Origin of the sequence: Achromobacter aegrifaciens (genome assembly GCF_902859735.1) — a bacterium.
In the GTDB taxonomy this organism is placed as follows: Bacteria; Pseudomonadota; Gammaproteobacteria; order Burkholderiales; family Burkholderiaceae_B; genus Achromobacter; species Achromobacter aegrifaciens.
The window spans coordinates 718,590-735,718 of record NZ_CADIJY010000002.1 but is presented as its reverse complement, the minus strand read 5'-3'; the positions used below and the strand labels follow the sequence as shown (position 1 = coordinate 735,718).

Genomic DNA, 17,129 nt, shown 5'->3' with positions numbered 1-17,129 from the left:
CCCAGGATCAGTTCAACAGTGGCCGCAGCGTCGGCCACACGTTGTCCAGTAGCAAAGGCTGGGCATCCTCGTTCGGATGGATGCCGTCAGCCTGGAACATCGCCCGGTTCGTTGCGATACCTTCCATCAGGAAGGGCACGAGCCGGGCGTTTTCGTCTTTGGCGACCGTGGGGAACACCTGCGCGAAGCGCTGGGTGTAATCCCGGCCGTAATTCGGCGGAATCTGCATGCCGACGATCAGGACCTGCGCCTCGGCCTTGCGGGCGGCCTGGGCCATGGTGCGCAGGTTCTGCTCGGTCATGGTCAGCGGCAGGCCGCGCAACGCGTCGTTCGAGCCCAGCTCCAGCACCACCACGGCCGGCGCATGCTGGCGCAGCAGCGCGGGCAGGCGGGCCACGCCGCCGCTGGTCGTGTCGCCGCTGATGCTGGCATTGACGACCTGGTACTTGGGGTATTGTTCCGCTACGCGGGCCGAAAGTAGCGGCACCCAACCGGTGCCGCGCTTGATGCCGTATTCGGCCGACAGGCTGTCGCCCAGGACCAACACCGTGCGGGGCGCGGAACCCTGGGCCGCGGCGGCGGTCTGAGCGTGGGCGGGCGCCACGACGGCGGTCGCCATGGCGGTCATGAGTAGCAGACGGGAAAATAGGCGCATGGATAACAAGAATTCGATCGAGGTGAAAGGGCTGGGCAAGCAGGTGGCCGATGCCGGCGGCACGCTCTCCATCCTGGAAGGTATAGATTTTACGGTCGAGGCGGGCAGCGCCGTGGCCATCACCGGCAGTTCGGGGTCGGGCAAGTCCACCTTGTTGGGACTGCTGGCAGGCCTGGATGTTCCCAGCGCGGGCAGCGTGCGCCTGGCCGGGCAGGACCTGTTCTCGCTGGACGAGGACGGCCGCGCGCGTTTGCGGGCCAATCATGTGGGTTTCGTATTCCAGTCATTCCAGCTGCTGCCCAACCTGACGGCGCTGGAAAACGTGATGCTGCCGTTGGAGCTGGCCGGGCAATCGGCGCGGGACGCGGCCCAGGCCATGTTGGAGCGGGTGGGGCTGGGCAAGCGCCTGCATCACTACCCGCGCACCCTGTCGGGCGGCGAGCAGCAACGCGTGTCGCTGGCGCGCGCCTTCGTGGTGCAGCCGGACCTGCTGTTCGCGGACGAGCCCACCGGCAGCCTGGACGCCGCCACAGGGGTGACGGTCATCGACCTGATGTTCGACCTGCACCGCGAGCACGGCACCACGCTGGTGCTGGTGACCCACGATCCGCAGCTGGCCGCCCGTTGCGGGCGTCAGCTGGTGCTGGCGGCGGGGCGGATGGTCAACGGCGCCTGATGCCGCCGGCCCCACCGCCGGGCTTCCAAGTTGGACCAGCCCCTCGGGGGGGCTGCGAGCCCCGGAGGGGCGCGGCGTGAGGGCCTTACCCTCTTACTTGGATTTCGCGACCGCCTGGTTCCAGGCGGCGACCACCGCCTCATACTCCTTCGCCGCGGCATCCTGGCTGACCGGGAAGATCTTGATGGTCTTCAGGTCGGGCAGGGTGGTCAGGCTGGCCACGGCCACGTCCGTGCGCGTCGGGCGGCGGAAGTTTTTCACCAGCTGCGCTTCCTGCGACTCCTTGCTCAAGAGGCCGTCATACAAGGCCTTGGCCGCGTCCATGTTCTTCGCGCCCTTGATGATGAACATGCCTTCCGGCGCCAGGTAGCTGCCCTCGGTCGGGTAGACCAGCTTGATTTCCTTCTGGCCGCCGGCCACGTATTCCTGCGCGGCGTATTCCAGCGTCATGCCCACGGCGTATTCACCCGCGGCCACGCCCTTGTAGGTGGTGCCGGACGATGCCGTGACCACCGCGTTGGCGGCGATCTTGTCCAGGCCTTCCTGGCCGAATTGCTTGAAGAGGCCATACACCAGCATGTAGGCCGTGCCGCTCTTGGACGGGTCGGTGATGGCGAACTTGTTCTTCCACTGCGGCTGCATCAGGTCGGACCAGGTGGCCGGCGCGGGCAGGCCCTTGAGCTGGCGCTCGTTGACCATCATCACCATGACGTGCACGTTGGTGCCCACCCACAGATCGTCCGGACCGCGGAACTCGGCGGGGATCTTGTCCAGGTCGGCCGGGCGGTAGGGCTGCAGATGCTGGCGGTAGGCGCCCAGCGTGCCGAAGCCGCCGCTCCAGAACAGGTCGCCGCGCGGATTCTGCGCCTCGGCCTCGATGCGCTTCATCATCGTGCCGGTGCCGCCGGTGACGGGCTGCACGTTCAATTTCGGCGACTTCTGCTTCACCGCGTCCAGCGCGGTTTCGATCGTCTCCGTGTTATTGGACGAATAGAGCACGACGTTCTGGGCCTGGGCGGCGCCAGTAGCCAGGGCGGCGGCCAGGACGCTGTACTGAAGTAGGTGCTTGAATTGCATGGTTAGCCTCTGTGCAAGTGGGTTATTTACCGGAGAACAGCTTGATGCCGAACGCCTTGACCGACACGATGATGGGCAGCACGATGACCGTGACCAGCGCCGCGCCATAGGCCGACGCCATGCCCAGCCTGCCGCCGTCGACCTGGCGGAAGATGGCGATGGGCATGGTCTCCAGGCCGCCGCTGTAGGCGACGATGGACGCCGACAGCTCGGAAATGGTGGTGAGCCACATCAGGATGGCTGCCGAGATGATGGATGCCTTCATGGCGGGCAGGATCACCTTGAAGAAGGTCATGAGCGGCGACACGCCCAGGCTGATCGACGCTTCCTCGATCGACTCGGGGATGTTGAACAGCACCGACGATGCGTTGCGCACCGCGAAGGGCAGGCGCCGCACCGTGTAGCACAGCACCATGATTCCTGACGTGCCCGCCAGCACCAGCCAGCCGGTGTTGAAGGTCTGCACCAGTGCGATGCCCAGCACCGTGCCGGAAATGGTCAGGGGCAGCACCACGATGTAGTCCAGCACCTGGGTCGAGGCGCTGCGCTTCTTGATCGTCAGATAGCTGACCAGCACCGCGAAGGCCACGCCCAGCACCGTGGCCAGCGAGGCGAACTTGAGCGAGTTCAGGATGGGTTCCGGCGCGCCATGCAGCGCGCGCTGCATGCTGGCCAGCGACCATTGGCCCCATTGCATGACCGGGCCGCTGGTCTTGGTGAAGGCAGCGATGAAGACCACGATCAGCGGCAGCAGCGAAATGAAGATGATCAGGCCGACACCGCTGGTGTAGAGCAGGGCGGTCCAGGAGCGCACGCGGGTAGCGGCCGGCGCGCGCCCCTGCGTCATGGTGTAGACCTTGCGTTCGACCACGCGTTTCTGGAAGAACAGCACGATGGCGACGATGGCGATGGACACCACCGACATCGCGCTCTGCAGAGTCGGGCTGCCGCCCATTTCGCTGACAAAGGTGTTGTACGTCATGACCGACAGCAGCGGCACGCGGCTGCCCAGCAGCATGGCCAGCGCGAAGTTGCCCACCACCAGCGTGAACACCACCAGCGCGTTGACCAGCACCGCCGGCAGCAGCACCGGCACCAGCACGCGCAGCTTGGTCAGGAGCGGCGGCGTGCCCAGGCTCAGGCCCGCTTCTTCCAGCTGGCCGTCGAAGCCGCGCAGCGCCGCCAGCACCCCCAGGTAGATGTAGGTGTAGTAGACCAGCGTCATGGAAAACACCATGCCGGTCCAGCCGTAGAACGAGGGCAGCGAAATGCCGGCGTCGCCCAGCAGGTTGGTCAGGATGCCGTTATTGCCCAGGATCAGCAGCCAGGACTGGCCGACGATGATCTCGGGGATCACGATGGTCAGCACCGGCAGGATCGCCACCAGGTTCTTCAGCGGAAAGTCGAAGCGCGCCACCATGTAGGCGAAGGGCACGCCCACCAGCACCGTGCAGGCCGTGACAGCCAGGCCCAGGATCAGCGTATTGCCGAAGGCCTCGACGTATTGGGAGTCGGCCAGCAGGGCCTTGAAGCCCTCCAGCGTGAAACCGCCATCCTGCCCGGTGACGCTATTGCTGAAGAGCACGGCCAACGGATAGAGCACGAAGAACAGTAGCAGGGCCAGGCTGATTGCCGTCAGGACGCCCCAGGGCCACCATTTGATTTTCATGGTCGGCACGTCCTCAGGCGTTGACGACGCGGCTGTCGGCGGGAATCAGTACCTGCACGGCTTCGCCGGGCTGGAACTGCGCCACCATGTTGCCCGCGTGCAGCTCGACGCGGATCTCGGAGCCGTTGTCCAGCGCGATGCGGTAGGCGGTCTTGAAGCCCAGGTATTGCCGCCGCAGCACCTTGCCAGGCAAGGTGTTGGGCACGTAAGGGGCGGGCGCCATCAAGGCCAGCTCTTCAGGGCGGGCGATGAGCACGCCTTTGCCGTCCAGCTGCTCGCTGCCCTGCACGCCGTCAAAGCCCAGGCCGCAGATCTCGTAGCGGACATGGCCGGCAGGGGCGCCGGCCTGGCCGTTGCGGGCCGGCACCGGGATCACGTTGGCCGAACCGATGAAGTCCGCGACGTAGGCGTTTACCGGCGTGCCATAAAGTTCTTCCGGCGTGCCCAGCTGGGCGATGTCGCCTCGGTCCATGATGGCGATGCGGTCGGACATCGCCAGCGCTTCTTCCTGGTCGTGCGTCACGAAGACGGTGGTGATGCCGGCCTCGCGCACCAGGTCCAGGATCACGTCGCGCATCTGCAGGCGCATCTTCGCGTCCAGGTTGGACAGCGGCTCATCCATCAACAGCACGCGCGGCCGGATCACCAGCGCGCGCGCCAGCGCCACGCGCTGGCGCTGTCCGCCGCTCATTTGCGCCGGGTAGCGTTCGGCCAGCGTCAGCAGCCCGACCTTGTCCAGCGCTTCATTGACGCGCCGCGTGATCTCGGCGCGCGCCACGCCGCGGGCGCGCAGGCCGTAGGCCACGTTGTCGAATGCGGTCTTGTCCGGGAACAACGCGTAGTCCTGGAACACCATGCCGATGTCGCGGCGGTGCGCGGACACGTGGGTCACGTCGTCCTGGTCGAACAGCAGGCGGCCGCCGTCGGGGGCATAGAAGCCCGCAATGCAGCGCAGCAGCGTGGTCTTGCCGCAGCCGCTGGGTCCCAATAGCGTGTAGAACGCGCCGTCGGGGATGTGCAGCGACAGATTGCGCAGCACTTGCTGCCCGCCGAAAGTCTTGACGATGCCGTCTACGGTGATTGATGCCATGTTTCGCTTCCTGCCTGAGGTTGTCGGCATCATAGGAACGGCTTCCGCGCGCGACCAGCGGTGTTTTTTAAGGGTAGTCGTTAGTTTTTCTAAGAGGTCGGCGCCCGGGCTATCACCTAGAATGCGGCTGGATAGATCAGGCGCGCGCAAGCAGCGCAGATAAAAAATAGACGACAAGGGAAAACGTGGGAAACAGCAGCACAGCGCGGCGCCGGGCCGGCGCGCGGGCGGGCCGCAACTGAGATGGCGGGGCAGAGCCTGCCGCCGCTGAAGGCCTTGCGCGTGTTCGAAGCCGCGGCGCGTCTGCGCAGCTTCACCGCGGCCGCCGACGAACTGAGCATCACGCATAGCGCGGTCAGCCAGCAGATCCGCATACTCGAAGAGTACGTGGGGCAGCCTCTGTTCGCGCGGGAGGCGCGCGGCGTGGCGCTGCTGCCTTGCGCCCAGGCCTACTTTCCGGAAATCCAGGCCAGCCTGGAACGCATCGCGGCCGCGACCGCCAAGCTGAAATCGCCCGCCTACGGCGGCGTGCTAAGCGTCTGCGCCACGCCGTCGCTGACCATGAAGTGGCTGATCCCGCGCCTGTCGGCGTTCCAGGCGCGGCATCCGGGCGTGGACGTGCAGCTCACCACGCAAGGGCGGTCGTTCCTGGACCGCGGCGGCGACACGGGCAGCGACGTGCTGATCCGCCACGGCTACATGGCGCATTCGGACCTGACCTGCGTGCACTGCCTGGACGACTTCCACGTGCCGGTGGCATCGCCGCGCTTCATCGAGCGCAACCGCCTGGCCGCGCCCGCGGATTGCCTGGGGCATCCGCTGCTGAAGATCGCGGGCGGCATGGACCACTGGCCGCGCTGGTTCGCGCTGGCCAAGGTGGACGTGCCTGCGCAATTGCCGGGGCCGGTGTTCGACCACCAGTTCCTGTGCATGCAGGCCGCCATGAACGACCTGGGCATCGCCTTGGCGCCCTGGTGCCTGCTGGAAGACGACATCCGCGCCGATCGCCTGCGCCCGCTGTTCGACGGCCCGCAGCTGCCGAACGCCGGCATCCACGCGCTGTACCGCCAGGACGGCCCGGCCGCCGCGTCGGCGCTACTGTTCATCGAGTGGTTGCGCGAGCAAGGGCGCGACCCCACACACACCGCATAGACCAAGGATCCCCCATGCATTCCGCCTCTACGACACCCGGCCTTTCCTGGCGCGGCATTGCGCCTCCGCTGGCGCTCGCGGACTACAAGCTCATCGCCTTCGACATGGACTCCACGCTGATCTCGATCGAGACGCTGGACGAAATGGCGGACCTGATGGGCAAGAAGGGCGAGGTGGCGGCGCTGACGGAAGCCGCCATGCGCGGCGAGATCAAGGACTACAAGCAGAGCCTGCGCGAGCGCGTGGCGCTGCTGGCAGGCATGCCGGAAGCGGCGCTGGACGAGGTCTATGAACAGCGTGTGCGCATCAATCCGGGCGCGGAAACGCTGATCGCGGCGTGCAAGGCCGCGGGCCTGACCTGCCTGCTGGTGACTGGCGGCTTTACCTGCTTCACCGACCGGCTGCGGGTGCGACTGGGGCTGGACGACGTGCGCGCCAATGTGCTGGAAATCGTGGACGGACGCCTGACCGGCCGGCTGCTGCCGCAAGCCTGGGGCGACATCTGCGATGGCGAGGAAAAGCGCCGCAAGCTGCTGGAAGTGTGCGCGGCGCTGGGCGTAGGGCCGGAGCGCGCCATCGCCGTGGGCGACGGCGCCAACGACCTGCCGATGATGCGCGCGGCGGGCCTGTCGGTGGGCTACCGCGCCAAACCGGCCGTGCGCGAGGAGGTCAATGTCGCAATCGACGAAGGCGGCCTGGACCGCCTGCTGGAGCTGATGGCGCGCTAGCGCCGGGGCTCAAGCCAGCCCGCGGATTTCCACGGCCGGATCGGTGTCGGCTTCATAGTCGACGCCTTCGATTTCGAAGCCGAACAGGCGCAGGAAGTCCTGCTTGTAGCCCGCGAAGTCCGTCAGCTGGTAGATGTTGTCGTTGGTGACCTGGCCCCACAGCGCCTGCACGCGGGCCTGCACCTCGGGATCCAGTTCCTTGTAGTCGGCGCGCAGGCGTCCGTCCTGGTCCAGGATCGGCGTCTTGCCGCACAGGCTGTCGCGGTACAGGCCATAGACCTGTTCGATGCAGCCCTCGTGCGTGCCGGCCTCCTTCATGGTCTTGAACAGCAGCGACAGGTAGAGCGGCATCATGGGGATCGCCGAGCTGGCCTGCGTCACCACCGCCTTGAGCACCGACACGCGGGCGTCGCCGCCGCGCGCGGCCAGCTTGGCGCGGATCTCCAGCACCTTCTGGTCCAGATCCTTCTTGGCGGCGCCGATCGAGCCATTCCAGTAGATGTCGTGGGTGATCTTCTCGCCCAGGTAGGTGAAGGCCGTGGTGGTGGCGCCTTCGGCCAGCACGCCGGCTTCCAGCAGCGCGTCTATCCACATCTGCCAGTCTTCGCCGCCCATGACGGCGACAGTCGCGTCGATCTCGGCCTGGGTGGCGGGTTCCAGCACGGATTCCTTGACCACTTCGCGGTCGGTGTCCAGGCCGCGCAGGTTGACCGCCTGGCCGATGGGCTTGAGGGTCGAATTGAAGACTTCGCCGGTTTTCGGGTGCGTGCGGCGCGGCGCGGCCAGGCTGTAGATCACCTGATCGACCTGGCCCAGATCCTGTTTGATGAGGTCTATGGTCTTGCGCTTGATTTCGTCGGAGAAGGCGTCGCCGTTGACGCTCTTGGCATAGAGTCCGGCGGCGTGGGCCTGCTCGTGGAACTCCGCCGTGTTGTACCAGCCCGGCGTGCCGGCCTTGGCGGCGTCGCCCGGCCGCTCGAAGAACACGCCCAGCGTCTGCGCGCCACAGCCAAAGGCCGCGCTGATCCGCGCCGCCAGGCCATAGCCGGTCGATGCGCCCAGGACCAGTACGCGTTTCGGCCCGCCAGCTATCGGCCCCTGGGCGCGGACGTAGTCGATCTGGTTGCGGACGTTGGCGGCGCAGCCGGCCGGATGGGTGGTGACGCAGATGAAACCGCGCACGCGGGGCTTGATGATCATGGGAGCCTCGATTCGGGGAAATGCCTGGATCGCCCATGCGCGAAAGCGCAAAAAGCGACCCGCATTGTACGGGAGGCGGCGCCTGCGCGCTGCCGGCTCAGCGTGCGTCGGCCCCGGCCAGCGGCGCGGCCTGGGCGCGGCTGCGGCGCCATTCGATCAGGCCGATGCCGATGCCGCTGGCGCAGATAATGGCGATGCCCAGCCAGGTCAGCGGGTCCGGGAAGTGGCCCCAGACCAGCCAGCCGACCGAGGTGGCGCTGATGATCTGCAGGTATACGAAGGGCGCCAGGGTGGAAGCGGGCGCGCGGCGGTAGGCGGCGATCTGGAACAGATGGCCCAGGCCGCCGGTGATGCCGGTGGAGATCAGCACAACCCAGTCCAGCGGCGCCAGGGCCTTGAGCACGGGCAGGGCAGGCGGCAGGATGAAGGGCAGGGACAGGGTCAGGCAAAGCGTGCCGACGGCGCCGCTCCAGATCAGCGAGGTAAACGGGTCGTCGCCCGCCACGCGCCGCGTGGCGATGAACTGCACGGCGAAGCAACAGGCCGTGAGCAGGCCGAACACCGTGCCCACCGGATCCAGGCCGCCGCCGGGGCGGATCACGATGATCACGCCGATGAAGGCGATGCCGGCGGCCACGAAGCGCGACAGGCGGGCGGGTTCCTTGAGGACCCAGGGCGCGGCGGACAGCACCAGCAGCGGCGCCAGGAAGTTGATGGCGGTGGCCTCGGCCTGCGGGATGTAGCTCAGCGTGGTGAAGAACATCAGCGTGGCCAGGAACATCGAGCCGCCGCGCAGGATCTGTTCGCGCGGCTTCTTGCTGCGAAAAACGCCCAGGCCGCGCGCGGGCAGCACCAGGGCCAGCACCAGCGCCAGGTGCACGGCATAGCGGAACCACGACAGCACCAGCAGCGGCACGCCCGCATTCATGACCCACTTGCCGCTGGCATCCAGGCACGACAGCGTCCACATCGACAGCACCAGCAACAGCACCCCCATCATCGGGCCGCTGGAAGCGGGCGTTGCGCGGCGCGTGCGACCGTCATCGGCCGGGGTCATCGACAAACTCCTTTGTTGGCTGAAACGCCGGTTTGCAGGTACCGGGCGGCTGCCATGATACGCTCATCGCGCCGGGGGAACAGGCTCATGATAGAACTACGCAACATCGAAACTTTTTTTTGGGTGGCCACGCTGGGCAGTTTTCGCGCCGCGTCGGAGAAACTCAACACCACCCAGCCTGCGGTATCGCAGCGCATCGCCTCGCTGGAGGCCGACCTGGGCGTGCTCCTGTTCGAGCGCGAGGCGCGCGGCGTGAAGCTGACCGCCAAGGGGCATGAACTGCTGTCGCATGCCGAACGCATGCTGCAGGTGCGGCGCGACATGTTCGAAGCCGCGCGCGAGCAAAACGTCATGAGCGGCACCGTGCGCATCGGCGTGGCCGAGACCATCGTGCAGACCTGGCTGCCCACGCTGATCGAGCTGATCCATTCGAACTATCCGGCGCTGGTGCTGGAAATAGAGGTGGACACGACGCATGTGCTGCGCTCGCACCTGATGTCGCGCCAGATCGATCTGGCCTTCCTGATGGGGCCGGTGCTCGAGGCGCGTGTGGAAAACCTGCCCCTATGCACCTATCCGCTGGCTTGGGTCGCCAGCCCCCTGTTGGATCTGGGGCCGGAGCCGCTGACATTGGAGCGGATAGGCAAGCTGCCCATCATCACCTATCCCTCCAACAGCGCGCCTTACCGCGTGGTGCGCGACATGCTGACTCGCGCCGGCGTGACGTCGCCGCGCATGTACGGCAGTGCGTCGATGTCGATGGTGGTGCGGATGACGCAGGACGCCATCGGCACCAGCGTCATCGCGCCGGTGTTCCTGGGCAAGGAGCTGGCGCGCGGCGAATTGCGCATCCTGCGCGTGGAGGCGGATCCTTTGCCGGAACTGAGCTTCACGGCTACCTGGGTGCAGGGGCCGGATAGTCACGCGGTACGGGTCATCGCGCAGATGGCGCAGAAGGTGGCCGAGCAGGCTGCGGACGGGATTCCGCTCTAGGTGTTTACCCCAGCAGGGGCTGCGCCGCCGGCCGTAGCGGCCGTGCGACGCGGCCACGTTGCGACGCGCCCAACTGCCCGCCAAGCCGCGCCACCGCGTCGTTTGCGCGAAACGCGGGGCGCTTGCCGCACGAGACCAAAGAAAAATTTATACCCCCGTATCGCAACATACGATTGGACGCTCCGCGCCCCTGACGCTGCAATGGCGCCACATCAATAACGATCGCCTGGATGCATAGAGCGGGGGAAAGCATGAACCAGCGTATGTCCCATTCCCGGAACCGGGCGGCAAGCCATGCCGCGCAGGCGCGACGCGCGCCGCTGCGCGGCTGATCTCCAGACTCTTCGATTGCCACCGCGCGCCGCCAGGATAACGGGATCCGGCGCGCGGCATACCATCCCGCCAGCCAGGAGTTTTGTCCATGAAGAAGTCGCTAGTTTTCGCCGCCGTCGCCGCCAGCTTGTTGGCCGGCGCCGTCCAGGCCCAGGACCTCCCCAAGACCCAGTTGAAAGTCGTGGGCGGCCTGAGCAACCTGACCGCCTACAACGATTACGAAAAGCCGTTCTGGACCAAGACCATCCCCGAGCTGTCCAAGGGCCAGGTCACGGCCGACATCAAGGGCTTCAACGAAATGGGCTTGAAGGGCCCCGAATTGCTGCGCCTGATGTCGCAGGGCGTGGTCGAATTCGGCACCGCCACCCTGGCGTACTTCGCCAGTGACAATCCCATCAACGAAGCGATCGACCTGGCCGGCCTGGCGCCCGACGTCAAGACCGCGCGCGCCGTCACCGACGCGTTCGAACCGGTCTACGCCAAGCTGTATGGCGAGGGCAGCAACGTCAAGCTGCTGGGCATTTCCACCTATCCCGCGCAGGTGCTGTTCTGCAACGCCGAAATCAAGGGCCTGGCCGACATCAAGGGCAAGAAGGTCCGCACCAGCAGCCGTACCACCGCCGAGTTCGTCGAAGCGCTGGGCGGCTCCAGCGTGACCATGGCCTTCGGCGAAGTGGTGCCGGCGCTGCAGAACAAGGTGGTGGATTGCGCCATCACGGGTTCGCTGTCCGGCTATTCGGCCAAGTGGTACGAAGTGTCGACCCACCTGGTCGCGCTGCCGATCAACTGGAACCAGCAGATCCACGCCGTGAACCAGAAGGCCTGGGACAAGCTGGATCCCAACGTGCGCACTTTCCTGCAGACCAATGTGAAGACGCTGGTCGACAACATCTGGGACGCCGCCGCGCGCCAGACGCAGGAAGGCTATGACTGCAACACGGGCGCTGCCGCTTGCCCGTTCCCGGTCAAGGGCAAGATGGTCCTGGTCCAGCCCTCGGATGCTGACCGCGCGCTGCTGAAGAAGGTCACCGAAGAAGCCGTGCTGCCGAAGTGGGCCGCGCGCTGCTCGGCCCAGTGCGTGAAGGACTTCAACGCCACCATCGGCAAGACGCTGGGCGTGGTGGCGAAGAAGTAGTCTCCCCCCCGAAGCGCTATCGCGCTTCCCCCCCAGGGGGGCATGCCTGCGGACCGGCGGAGCCGGATCCGCGGCATCCCGATCGGGGGAGGGGGGCGATGGATCGGGAGAGCTGGCTCCGTGGGGCGTCCCGATAGGGCGGTTCTCGACATAGCTGGGGCGGCGATGTGTGCCTGGCCCTGCAAAGGTTTTACTCATGACTCAATCTGAACACTTCCGCCTGCTGGGCGGGCTATTGCGGCGCGCCGAGAGCTTTTCGCGCTTGGCCGTGTGGGCCGGCGGCGCGCTGACGGTGGCCAGCGTGCTGCTGATCTCGTTCGATGTGCTGGCCCGCAAATTCCTGGGCTTCACGACCGGCGGCGCGGACGAGCTGTCCAGTTATGCCTTCGCCATCAGCACGTCCTGGGCGCTGGCGTTCGCCACGTTGCAGCGCGCCAATGTGCGCGTGGACGTGGTCTACCAGTACATGCCGGTGCGCGTTGCGGCCGTGCTGGACTGGATTTCCATGGTGGCCCTGGCGGTCTTCATGGTGTACCTGACTTACTACGCGTCGGAGGTGGTGCAGACCTCCTGGGCGCAGAAATCCGCGGCCAATACGCCGCTGGCCACGCCGTTGTGGATTCCGCAGGGCCTGTGGCTGCTCGGCCTGGGCTGGATGTGCATCACCGTCGCGCTGATGCTGGCGCGCGCTTCCGCCGCGCTGGTCACGGGCGATATCGAACTGGTCAGGAGCATTTGCGGCGTGCGTTCGGCGCAGGAAGAAGCCGACGAGGAAGCCGCCGCCGGCGAGCGCATGGTGAAGGGAGAGGCCGCATGATTTCCACCGCATTGATACTGCTTCTGGTGCTGATCGGCCTGTCCATTCCGGTGGGCGCGGCGCTGGGCGTGCTGGGCCTGATCCTGGACCCGCTGTTCTCCATGCTGCCGCTGACGCGCGCCATCGGCGAAGTTTCCTGGAGCACCAACAACGAATTCCTGCTGGTGGCGATTCCGCTGTTCATCATGCTGGGCGAGGTGCTGCTGCGTGCGGGCTTCGCCGAACGCATGTATGGCGCGATGAGCCTGTGGCTGTCGTGGCTGCCGGGCGGACTGATGCACGCCAACATCGGCGCCTCGACGCTGTTCTCGGCCACCTCGGGCTCCAGCGTGGCGACTGCCGCGACGGTCGGCACCGTGGCGATCCCGCAGATCCGCAAGTACGGCTACAACGAGCCGCTCTTCCTGGGCAGCCTGGCCGCCGGCGGCACGCTGGGCATCCTGATCCCGCCTTCGATCAACCTGGTCATCTATGGCGTGCTGACGAATTCCTCGGTGCCCAAGCTCTACCTGGCCGGCATCATCCCGGGTTTCGCGATGGCCGCGCTGTTCATGCTGACGGTGGTCATCGCCTGCGTCGCCAAGCCGTCCTGGGGCGGCAAGAAGATCCAGGCGACCTGGGGCCAGCGCTTTGCCAGCCTGGTGCATCTGGCGCCGCCCATGGGGATCTTCTTCCTGGTGGTGGGTTCCATCTACGCCGGCCTGGCCACGCCGACCGAGGCGGCCGCGCTGGGCGTGCTGGGCGCGTTCATCCTGGCGGCCTGGTTCCGCCGCCTGTCGTGGTCGATGCTGCGCGAGGTCATGGAAGGCACCATGCGCTCCACGGCCATGATCATGCTGATCGTGGTGGCGGCCAGCTTCCTGAACTTCGTCATGTCCGCGACCGGCCTGACCGATGCGCTGACCAAGTCGATCACGGGCCTGGGCCTGTCGCCCGGCTGGATGCTGCTGATCGTGGTGATTTTCTACCTGGTGCTGGGCTGCTTCATGGAAACGCTGTCCATGATGATCACGACCATCCCCATCGTGGCGCCCATCATGATCGGCCTGGGTTTCGACCCCATCTGGCTGGGCATCGTCATCATCATCCTGGTCGAAGCCGCCTTGATCACGCCGCCCGTGGGCCTGAACCTGTTCGTGGTGCAGAGCCTGCGCAAGAGCGGTTCCATGAGCGCGGTCATCATGGGCAGCCTGCCGTTCGTGGCCGCCATGTTCGTGATGCTGGCGTTGCTGGCCTTCTGGCCGGACGTGGCGCTGTGGCTGCCGCGCGTGTTCGGCTGACCTTCATTTCCTAGACATTCCGGGGCGCGGCGAGCCGCCGCGTCCTTCACCCCCTTATTCTCAGCAGGACAGATATGAAAGCCGTATTCCAGATCGAAGACTCGCAACCCCGCCAGGTGGAAGTGGAGTTCAACACCCTGATCGTCGCCGGCTGGGCCGGACGCGACATGGCCGCGATCGAGCACCACATCGAAGAACTCGCCGCCATCGGCGTGCCGCGCCCCAGCAGCGTGCCGCTGTACTACCGCATCGCCGACAACCAGCTGACCCAGAAGGAAACCGTGCAGGCGCTGGGCGAAGATTCGTCGGGAGAAGTCGAGACCTTCGTATTCTCCGTGGACGGCGAAATGTACGTCAGCATCGCGTCCGACCATACCGACCGCAAGCTGGAAACCTATAGCGTGGCGATGTCCAAGCAGGTCTGCGTCAAGCCCGTGGCCACGAGCGCCTGGCGTCTGGCCGACGTGGCGGACTACTGGGACGAGCTCATCATCCGTTCCTACATCGTCGAGAACGGCGTGGAAGTGCTGTACCAGGAAGGCCCGCTGGCGTCGCTGCGCACGCCGCAGGACCTGATCGCAGGCTATACCGGCGGCGCCACGGTGCTGCCGGCCGGCGCGGGCATGACCTGCGGCACGGTGGGCGCGATCGGCGGCATCCGCGCCGCGGCCGACTTCACCATGGAGTTGCACGATCCGCGGCGCCAGCGCAGCCTGCGCCACCGCTATCATGTCGAGACGCTCCCCGTGGTGGCCTGATTCAGGCCCCAGGCGCTGATCGCCAGGCGTGCCCGCTGGCGCGCCCGTTTGCACTCAAGCCGCAAGACGGCACTAGGATGACTATGGTTCCGACTTTGAATGATCTGACCCAGGCCCTGCAAGAGGGCCGCAGCACCTCCGTGGAACTGACGCAGGCGGCGCTGGCCCGCGCGCAGGACGAAGCGGGCGAGGGCGCCCGCGCGTTCACCCGCCTGTACGCCGAATCGGCATTGGCGCAGGCGCAAGCCTCCGACACGCTGCGCGCCGCCGGCATCGTCCGCTCCGCGATCGAGGGCCTGCCCATCAGCATCAAGGATCTCTTCGACGTCGAAGGCGAAACCACGATGGCGGGCTCGGTGGCCCGCGAGGGCGAACCGGCGGCCGACGCCGACGCCGAAGTCGTGCGCCGCCTGATCGCCGCAGGCGCGGTCATCATCGGCCGCACCAACATGACCGAATTTGCCTATTCGGGCCTGGGCATCAATCCCCATTACGGCACGCCCCTGAACCCCTACGACCGCGCCACCGGCCGCATCCCGGGCGGCTCGTCCTCGGGCGCCGCGGTGTCGGTTGCCGACGGCATGTCGGCCGCGGCCATCGGCTCGGACACCGGCGGTTCCGTGCGCATTCCGGCCGCGCTGTGCGGCCTGACGGGCTTCAAGCCCAGCGCCTGGCGCGTCTCCATGGAAGGCGTGCTGCCGCTGTCGGCCAACCTGGACTCCATCGGCCCGATCGCCGCCAGCGTGCGTTGCTGCGCCGAGCTGGACGCCATCCTGTCCGGGGACGGCGGCCCGGTGCCGGAAGCGGCCGTGCTGCACGGCCTGCGCCTGGCCATCCCGACCACGCTGGCGCTGGACGCCATGGACAAGCATGTCGCCGACAGCTTTGCAGTCGCCGTCAGCCGCCTGAAGGCCGCCGGCGCCCTGGTCGAAGAGATTGCGATTCCGGAATTCGCCGAACTGGCCGCCATCAACGCCAAGGGCGGCTTCACCGCCGCCGAGGCCTGGGCCTGGCACCGCGACTTGATCGCCCGCGCCGGCAAGCGCTATGACCCGCGCGTGGTGTCGCGCATCATGCGTGGCAAGGACATGAGCGCGGCCGACTACCTGGACCTGCTGGATGCGCGCGAAGCCTGGGTCGCGGCAGTGGACCGCCGCATCGCCGGCTACGACGCCCTGATCATGCCGACCACGCCCATCGTGGCGCCGGCGGTGGCCGACCTGCAGGCCTCGGACGAGGCCTACTACGCCGCCAATGGCCTGATCCTGCGCAATCCGACGCTGATCAATTTCCTGGATGGCTGCGCGCTGTCGCTGCCTTGCCATGCCGCAGGCACGGCGCCGGTGGGCCTGATGATCGCGGGCAGCAACGGCGCCGACCGCCGCATCCTGAGCATCGGCCTGGCGGTGGAAGCGCTCTACGCCGGCCAGTGACGCGCAGCGGGGGCGGGCGGCAGCCGCCGGGCCCGCCCCGGGCGCTAAGATGGCGGCTGCATAGCCGGATGCCGCCGCCATGATCGATCTGCGCAATATCGAAACGTTCTTCTGGGTCGCCACCCTGGGCGGTTTCCGGGCGGCCGCCGAAAAGCTGAACGCCACCCAGCCCGCCATTTCCCAGCGCATCGCGTCGCTGGAATCCGATCTGGGCGTGCGCCTGTTCGACCGCGATGCGCGCGGTATCAAGCTGACGGGCAAGGGACGCGAACTGCTGTCGCACGCCGAGCGCATGTTGCAGATGCGGCGCGACATGCAGGAGGCCGCGCGCGCCAAGAGCGTCATGAGCGGCATGTTGCGGCTGGGGGTATCGGAAACCATCGTCCATACCTGGCTGCCGACCCTGATGGAGTATCTGCACGACGTCTATCCGGCGCTGATGGTCGAGATCCAGGTGGATACGACCACCGTGCTGAAGACGCAGCTCGCCTCGCGCCAGATCGATCTGGCGTTCCTGCTCGGGCCGATGGAAGAGCCGCGCATCGAAAACCTGTATCTCTGCAACTACCCGCTGAGCTGGGTGGCCAGTCCCAAGCTCAAGGTGGGGCGCCAGCCCATCCCCTTGAAGCGGCTGGCCGAATGGCCCGTCATCACCTATCCGTCCACCACCGACCCGCATCGCGCCGTGCGCCAGCTGTTGCAGCAGGCCGGCGTGGAGGCGCCGCGCATGTACGGCAGTTCGGCGCTCAGCGTCATCGTGCGGATGGCGCAGGACGGCATCGGCACCGCGGTCATCGCGCCCGTCATCCTGCACAAGGAGCTGGCGCAAGGCGAATTGCGCATCCTGGACGTGAAGGCGCCGGCCTTGCCGCCGCTGCACTACACCGCCTGCTGGATGCAGGGGCCGGACAGCCAGATTCCGCGCGCGGTGGCCGAAGCAGCGCAGCAGATTGCGCGCGAAGAGGCGCTGCGCCATCCGGCATAACCCTGATAAGTAATTTTGATCGGGGTCTATCGCAACTTGTGATTGGACGCTGCTGCGCGGTTCCTGTGCAATGTCCCCATACTTGAATCGT

16 protein-coding genes are annotated in these 17,129 nt (G+C 66.7%); 10 read left to right on the top strand and 6 right to left on the bottom strand.

The annotated features are described in order from the left end of the window. Positions 1-7 precede the first annotated feature (7 nt). Complete coding sequence (locus tag HV766_RS09325; RefSeq protein ID WP_054454005.1) at positions 8-655, bottom strand: arylesterase; 648 nt, start codon at positions 653-655, stop codon at positions 8-10. Between HV766_RS09325 and HV766_RS09320 the strand changes: the two genes are divergently transcribed. Beyond that, a complete protein-coding gene (locus tag HV766_RS09320) occupies positions 654-1,331 on the top strand; it encodes an ABC transporter ATP-binding protein (RefSeq protein ID WP_054454006.1) in 678 nt (225 codons plus the stop codon). The genes HV766_RS09325 and HV766_RS09320 overlap by 2 nt on opposite strands. Positions 1,332-1,424: 93 nt before the next feature. Here the strand turns inward: HV766_RS09320 and HV766_RS09315 are convergent, their stop codons facing one another. Genes HV766_RS09315 through HV766_RS09305 form a run of 3 tightly spaced genes read right to left on the bottom strand, consistent with a single transcriptional unit; the run spans position 1,425 to position 5,167 of the window. Then, complete coding sequence (locus tag HV766_RS09315; protein WP_054454008.1) at positions 1,425-2,408, bottom strand: ABC transporter substrate-binding protein; 984 nt, start codon at positions 2,406-2,408, stop codon at positions 1,425-1,427. A 22-nt stretch (positions 2,409-2,430) separates the two neighbouring features. Further along, on the bottom strand, positions 2,431-4,077 hold the full coding sequence (locus tag HV766_RS09310) for an ABC transporter permease (protein WP_175181019.1): 1,647 nt from the start codon (positions 4,075-4,077) through the stop codon (positions 2,431-2,433). 13 nt (positions 4,078-4,090) lie between these two features. After that, on the bottom strand, positions 4,091-5,167 hold the full coding sequence (locus HV766_RS09305) for an ABC transporter ATP-binding protein (protein WP_125472282.1): 1,077 nt from the start codon (positions 5,165-5,167) through the stop codon (positions 4,091-4,093). Positions 5,168-5,410: 243 nt separating this feature from the next. On the opposite strand from HV766_RS09305, the gene HV766_RS09300 reads away from it, so the two are divergent. Together HV766_RS09300 and serB are read left to right on the top strand one after the other, a co-directional pair. Beyond that, positions 5,411-6,319 carry a LysR substrate-binding domain-containing protein gene (locus tag HV766_RS09300; protein WP_175181018.1) on the top strand — a complete coding sequence of 303 codons (909 nt, stop codon included), beginning with the start codon at positions 5,411-5,413 and terminating at the stop codon, positions 6,317-6,319. A gap of 14 nt (positions 6,320-6,333) precedes the next feature. After that, positions 6,334-7,047 carry a phosphoserine phosphatase SerB gene (gene serB, locus HV766_RS09295; RefSeq protein ID WP_175181017.1) on the top strand — a complete coding sequence of 238 codons (714 nt, stop codon included), beginning with the start codon at positions 6,334-6,336 and terminating at the stop codon, positions 7,045-7,047. A 9-nt stretch (positions 7,048-7,056) separates the two neighbouring features. Here serB and fabV read toward each other — a convergent pair whose 3' ends face one another. Together fabV and HV766_RS09285 are read right to left on the bottom strand one after the other, a co-directional pair. After that, the gene (gene fabV / locus HV766_RS09290) at positions 7,057-8,247 is read right to left on the bottom strand and encodes an enoyl-ACP reductase FabV (protein ID WP_119449673.1); all 1,191 of its coding nucleotides are present in this window, start codon (positions 8,245-8,247) and stop codon (positions 7,057-7,059) included. Between the two features lie 97 nt (positions 8,248-8,344). Further along, on the bottom strand, positions 8,345-9,304 hold the full coding sequence (locus HV766_RS09285; RefSeq protein WP_175181016.1) for a DMT family transporter: 960 nt from the start codon (positions 9,302-9,304) through the stop codon (positions 8,345-8,347). Positions 9,305-9,391: 87 nt separating this feature from the next. On the opposite strand from HV766_RS09285, the gene HV766_RS09280 reads away from it, so the two are divergent. The 7 genes from HV766_RS09280 (at position 9,392) to HV766_RS09250 (ending at position 17,038) form a co-directional block, all read left to right on the top strand. After that, a complete protein-coding gene (locus HV766_RS09280) occupies positions 9,392-10,297 on the top strand; it encodes a LysR family transcriptional regulator (protein ID WP_054454022.1) in 906 nt (301 codons plus the stop codon). A gap of 421 nt (positions 10,298-10,718) precedes the next feature. Continuing rightward, positions 10,719-11,765 carry a TRAP transporter substrate-binding protein gene (locus tag HV766_RS09275; protein ID WP_054454026.1) on the top strand — a complete coding sequence of 349 codons (1,047 nt, stop codon included), beginning with the start codon at positions 10,719-10,721 and terminating at the stop codon, positions 11,763-11,765. 196 nt (positions 11,766-11,961) lie between these two features. Beyond that, positions 11,962-12,582 (top strand): TRAP transporter small permease subunit, encoded by a 621-nt coding sequence (locus tag HV766_RS09270; RefSeq protein WP_054454028.1) that lies wholly within the window; start codon positions 11,962-11,964, stop codon positions 12,580-12,582. After that, on the top strand, positions 12,579-13,862 hold the full coding sequence (locus HV766_RS09265; protein WP_054454030.1) for a TRAP transporter large permease: 1,284 nt from the start codon (positions 12,579-12,581) through the stop codon (positions 13,860-13,862). The genes HV766_RS09270 and HV766_RS09265 overlap by 4 nt, the downstream gene beginning before the upstream one ends. 74 nt (positions 13,863-13,936) lie before the next feature. Next, entirely contained in the window at positions 13,937-14,620 is a 684-nt protein-coding gene (locus HV766_RS09260) for a DUF2848 domain-containing protein (protein ID WP_054454032.1), read from the top strand. Between the two features lie 83 nt (positions 14,621-14,703). Next, positions 14,704-16,053 carry an amidase gene (locus tag HV766_RS09255; RefSeq protein ID WP_119449676.1) on the top strand — a complete coding sequence of 450 codons (1,350 nt, stop codon included), beginning with the start codon at positions 14,704-14,706 and terminating at the stop codon, positions 16,051-16,053. Positions 16,054-16,132: 79 nt separating this feature from the next. Further along, positions 16,133-17,038: a LysR family transcriptional regulator gene (locus HV766_RS09250; protein ID WP_088140712.1), complete on the top strand. Its 906-nt coding sequence runs from the start codon at positions 16,133-16,135 to the stop codon at positions 17,036-17,038. The last annotated feature ends 91 nt before the right edge of the window (positions 17,039-17,129 follow it).

Coding starts and splice junctions, on each gene's coding strand:
- HV766_RS09320 (WP_054454006.1), top strand. CDS start 654: ATGGATAACAAGAATTCGATCGAGGTGAAAGGGCTGGGCAAGCAGGTG.
- HV766_RS09275 (WP_054454026.1), top strand. CDS start 10,719: ATGAAGAAGTCGCTAGTTTTCGCCGCCGTCGCCGCCAGCTTGTTGGCC.
- HV766_RS09325 (WP_054454005.1), bottom strand. CDS start 655: ATGCGCCTATTTTCCCGTCTGCTACTCATGACCGCCATGGCGACCGCC.
- serB (WP_175181017.1), top strand. CDS start 6,334: ATGCATTCCGCCTCTACGACACCCGGCCTTTCCTGGCGCGGCATTGCG.
- HV766_RS09265 (WP_054454030.1), top strand. CDS start 12,579: ATGATTTCCACCGCATTGATACTGCTTCTGGTGCTGATCGGCCTGTCC.
- HV766_RS09285 (WP_175181016.1), bottom strand. CDS start 9,304: ATGACCCCGGCCGATGACGGTCGCACGCGCCGCGCAACGCCCGCTTCC.
- HV766_RS09270 (WP_054454028.1), top strand. CDS start 11,962: ATGACTCAATCTGAACACTTCCGCCTGCTGGGCGGGCTATTGCGGCGC.
- HV766_RS09255 (WP_119449676.1), top strand. CDS start 14,704: ATGGTTCCGACTTTGAATGATCTGACCCAGGCCCTGCAAGAGGGCCGC.
- HV766_RS09315 (WP_054454008.1), bottom strand. CDS start 2,408: ATGCAATTCAAGCACCTACTTCAGTACAGCGTCCTGGCCGCCGCCCTG.
- fabV (WP_119449673.1), bottom strand. CDS start 8,247: ATGATCATCAAGCCCCGCGTGCGCGGTTTCATCTGCGTCACCACCCAT.
- HV766_RS09280 (WP_054454022.1), top strand. CDS start 9,392: ATGATAGAACTACGCAACATCGAAACTTTTTTTTGGGTGGCCACGCTG.
- HV766_RS09260 (WP_054454032.1), top strand. CDS start 13,937: ATGAAAGCCGTATTCCAGATCGAAGACTCGCAACCCCGCCAGGTGGAA.
- HV766_RS09300 (WP_175181018.1), top strand. CDS start 5,411: ATGGCGGGGCAGAGCCTGCCGCCGCTGAAGGCCTTGCGCGTGTTCGAA.
- HV766_RS09310 (WP_175181019.1), bottom strand. CDS start 4,077: ATGAAAATCAAATGGTGGCCCTGGGGCGTCCTGACGGCAATCAGCCTG.
- HV766_RS09250 (WP_088140712.1), top strand. CDS start 16,133: ATGATCGATCTGCGCAATATCGAAACGTTCTTCTGGGTCGCCACCCTG.
- HV766_RS09305 (WP_125472282.1), bottom strand. CDS start 5,167: ATGGCATCAATCACCGTAGACGGCATCGTCAAGACTTTCGGCGGGCAG.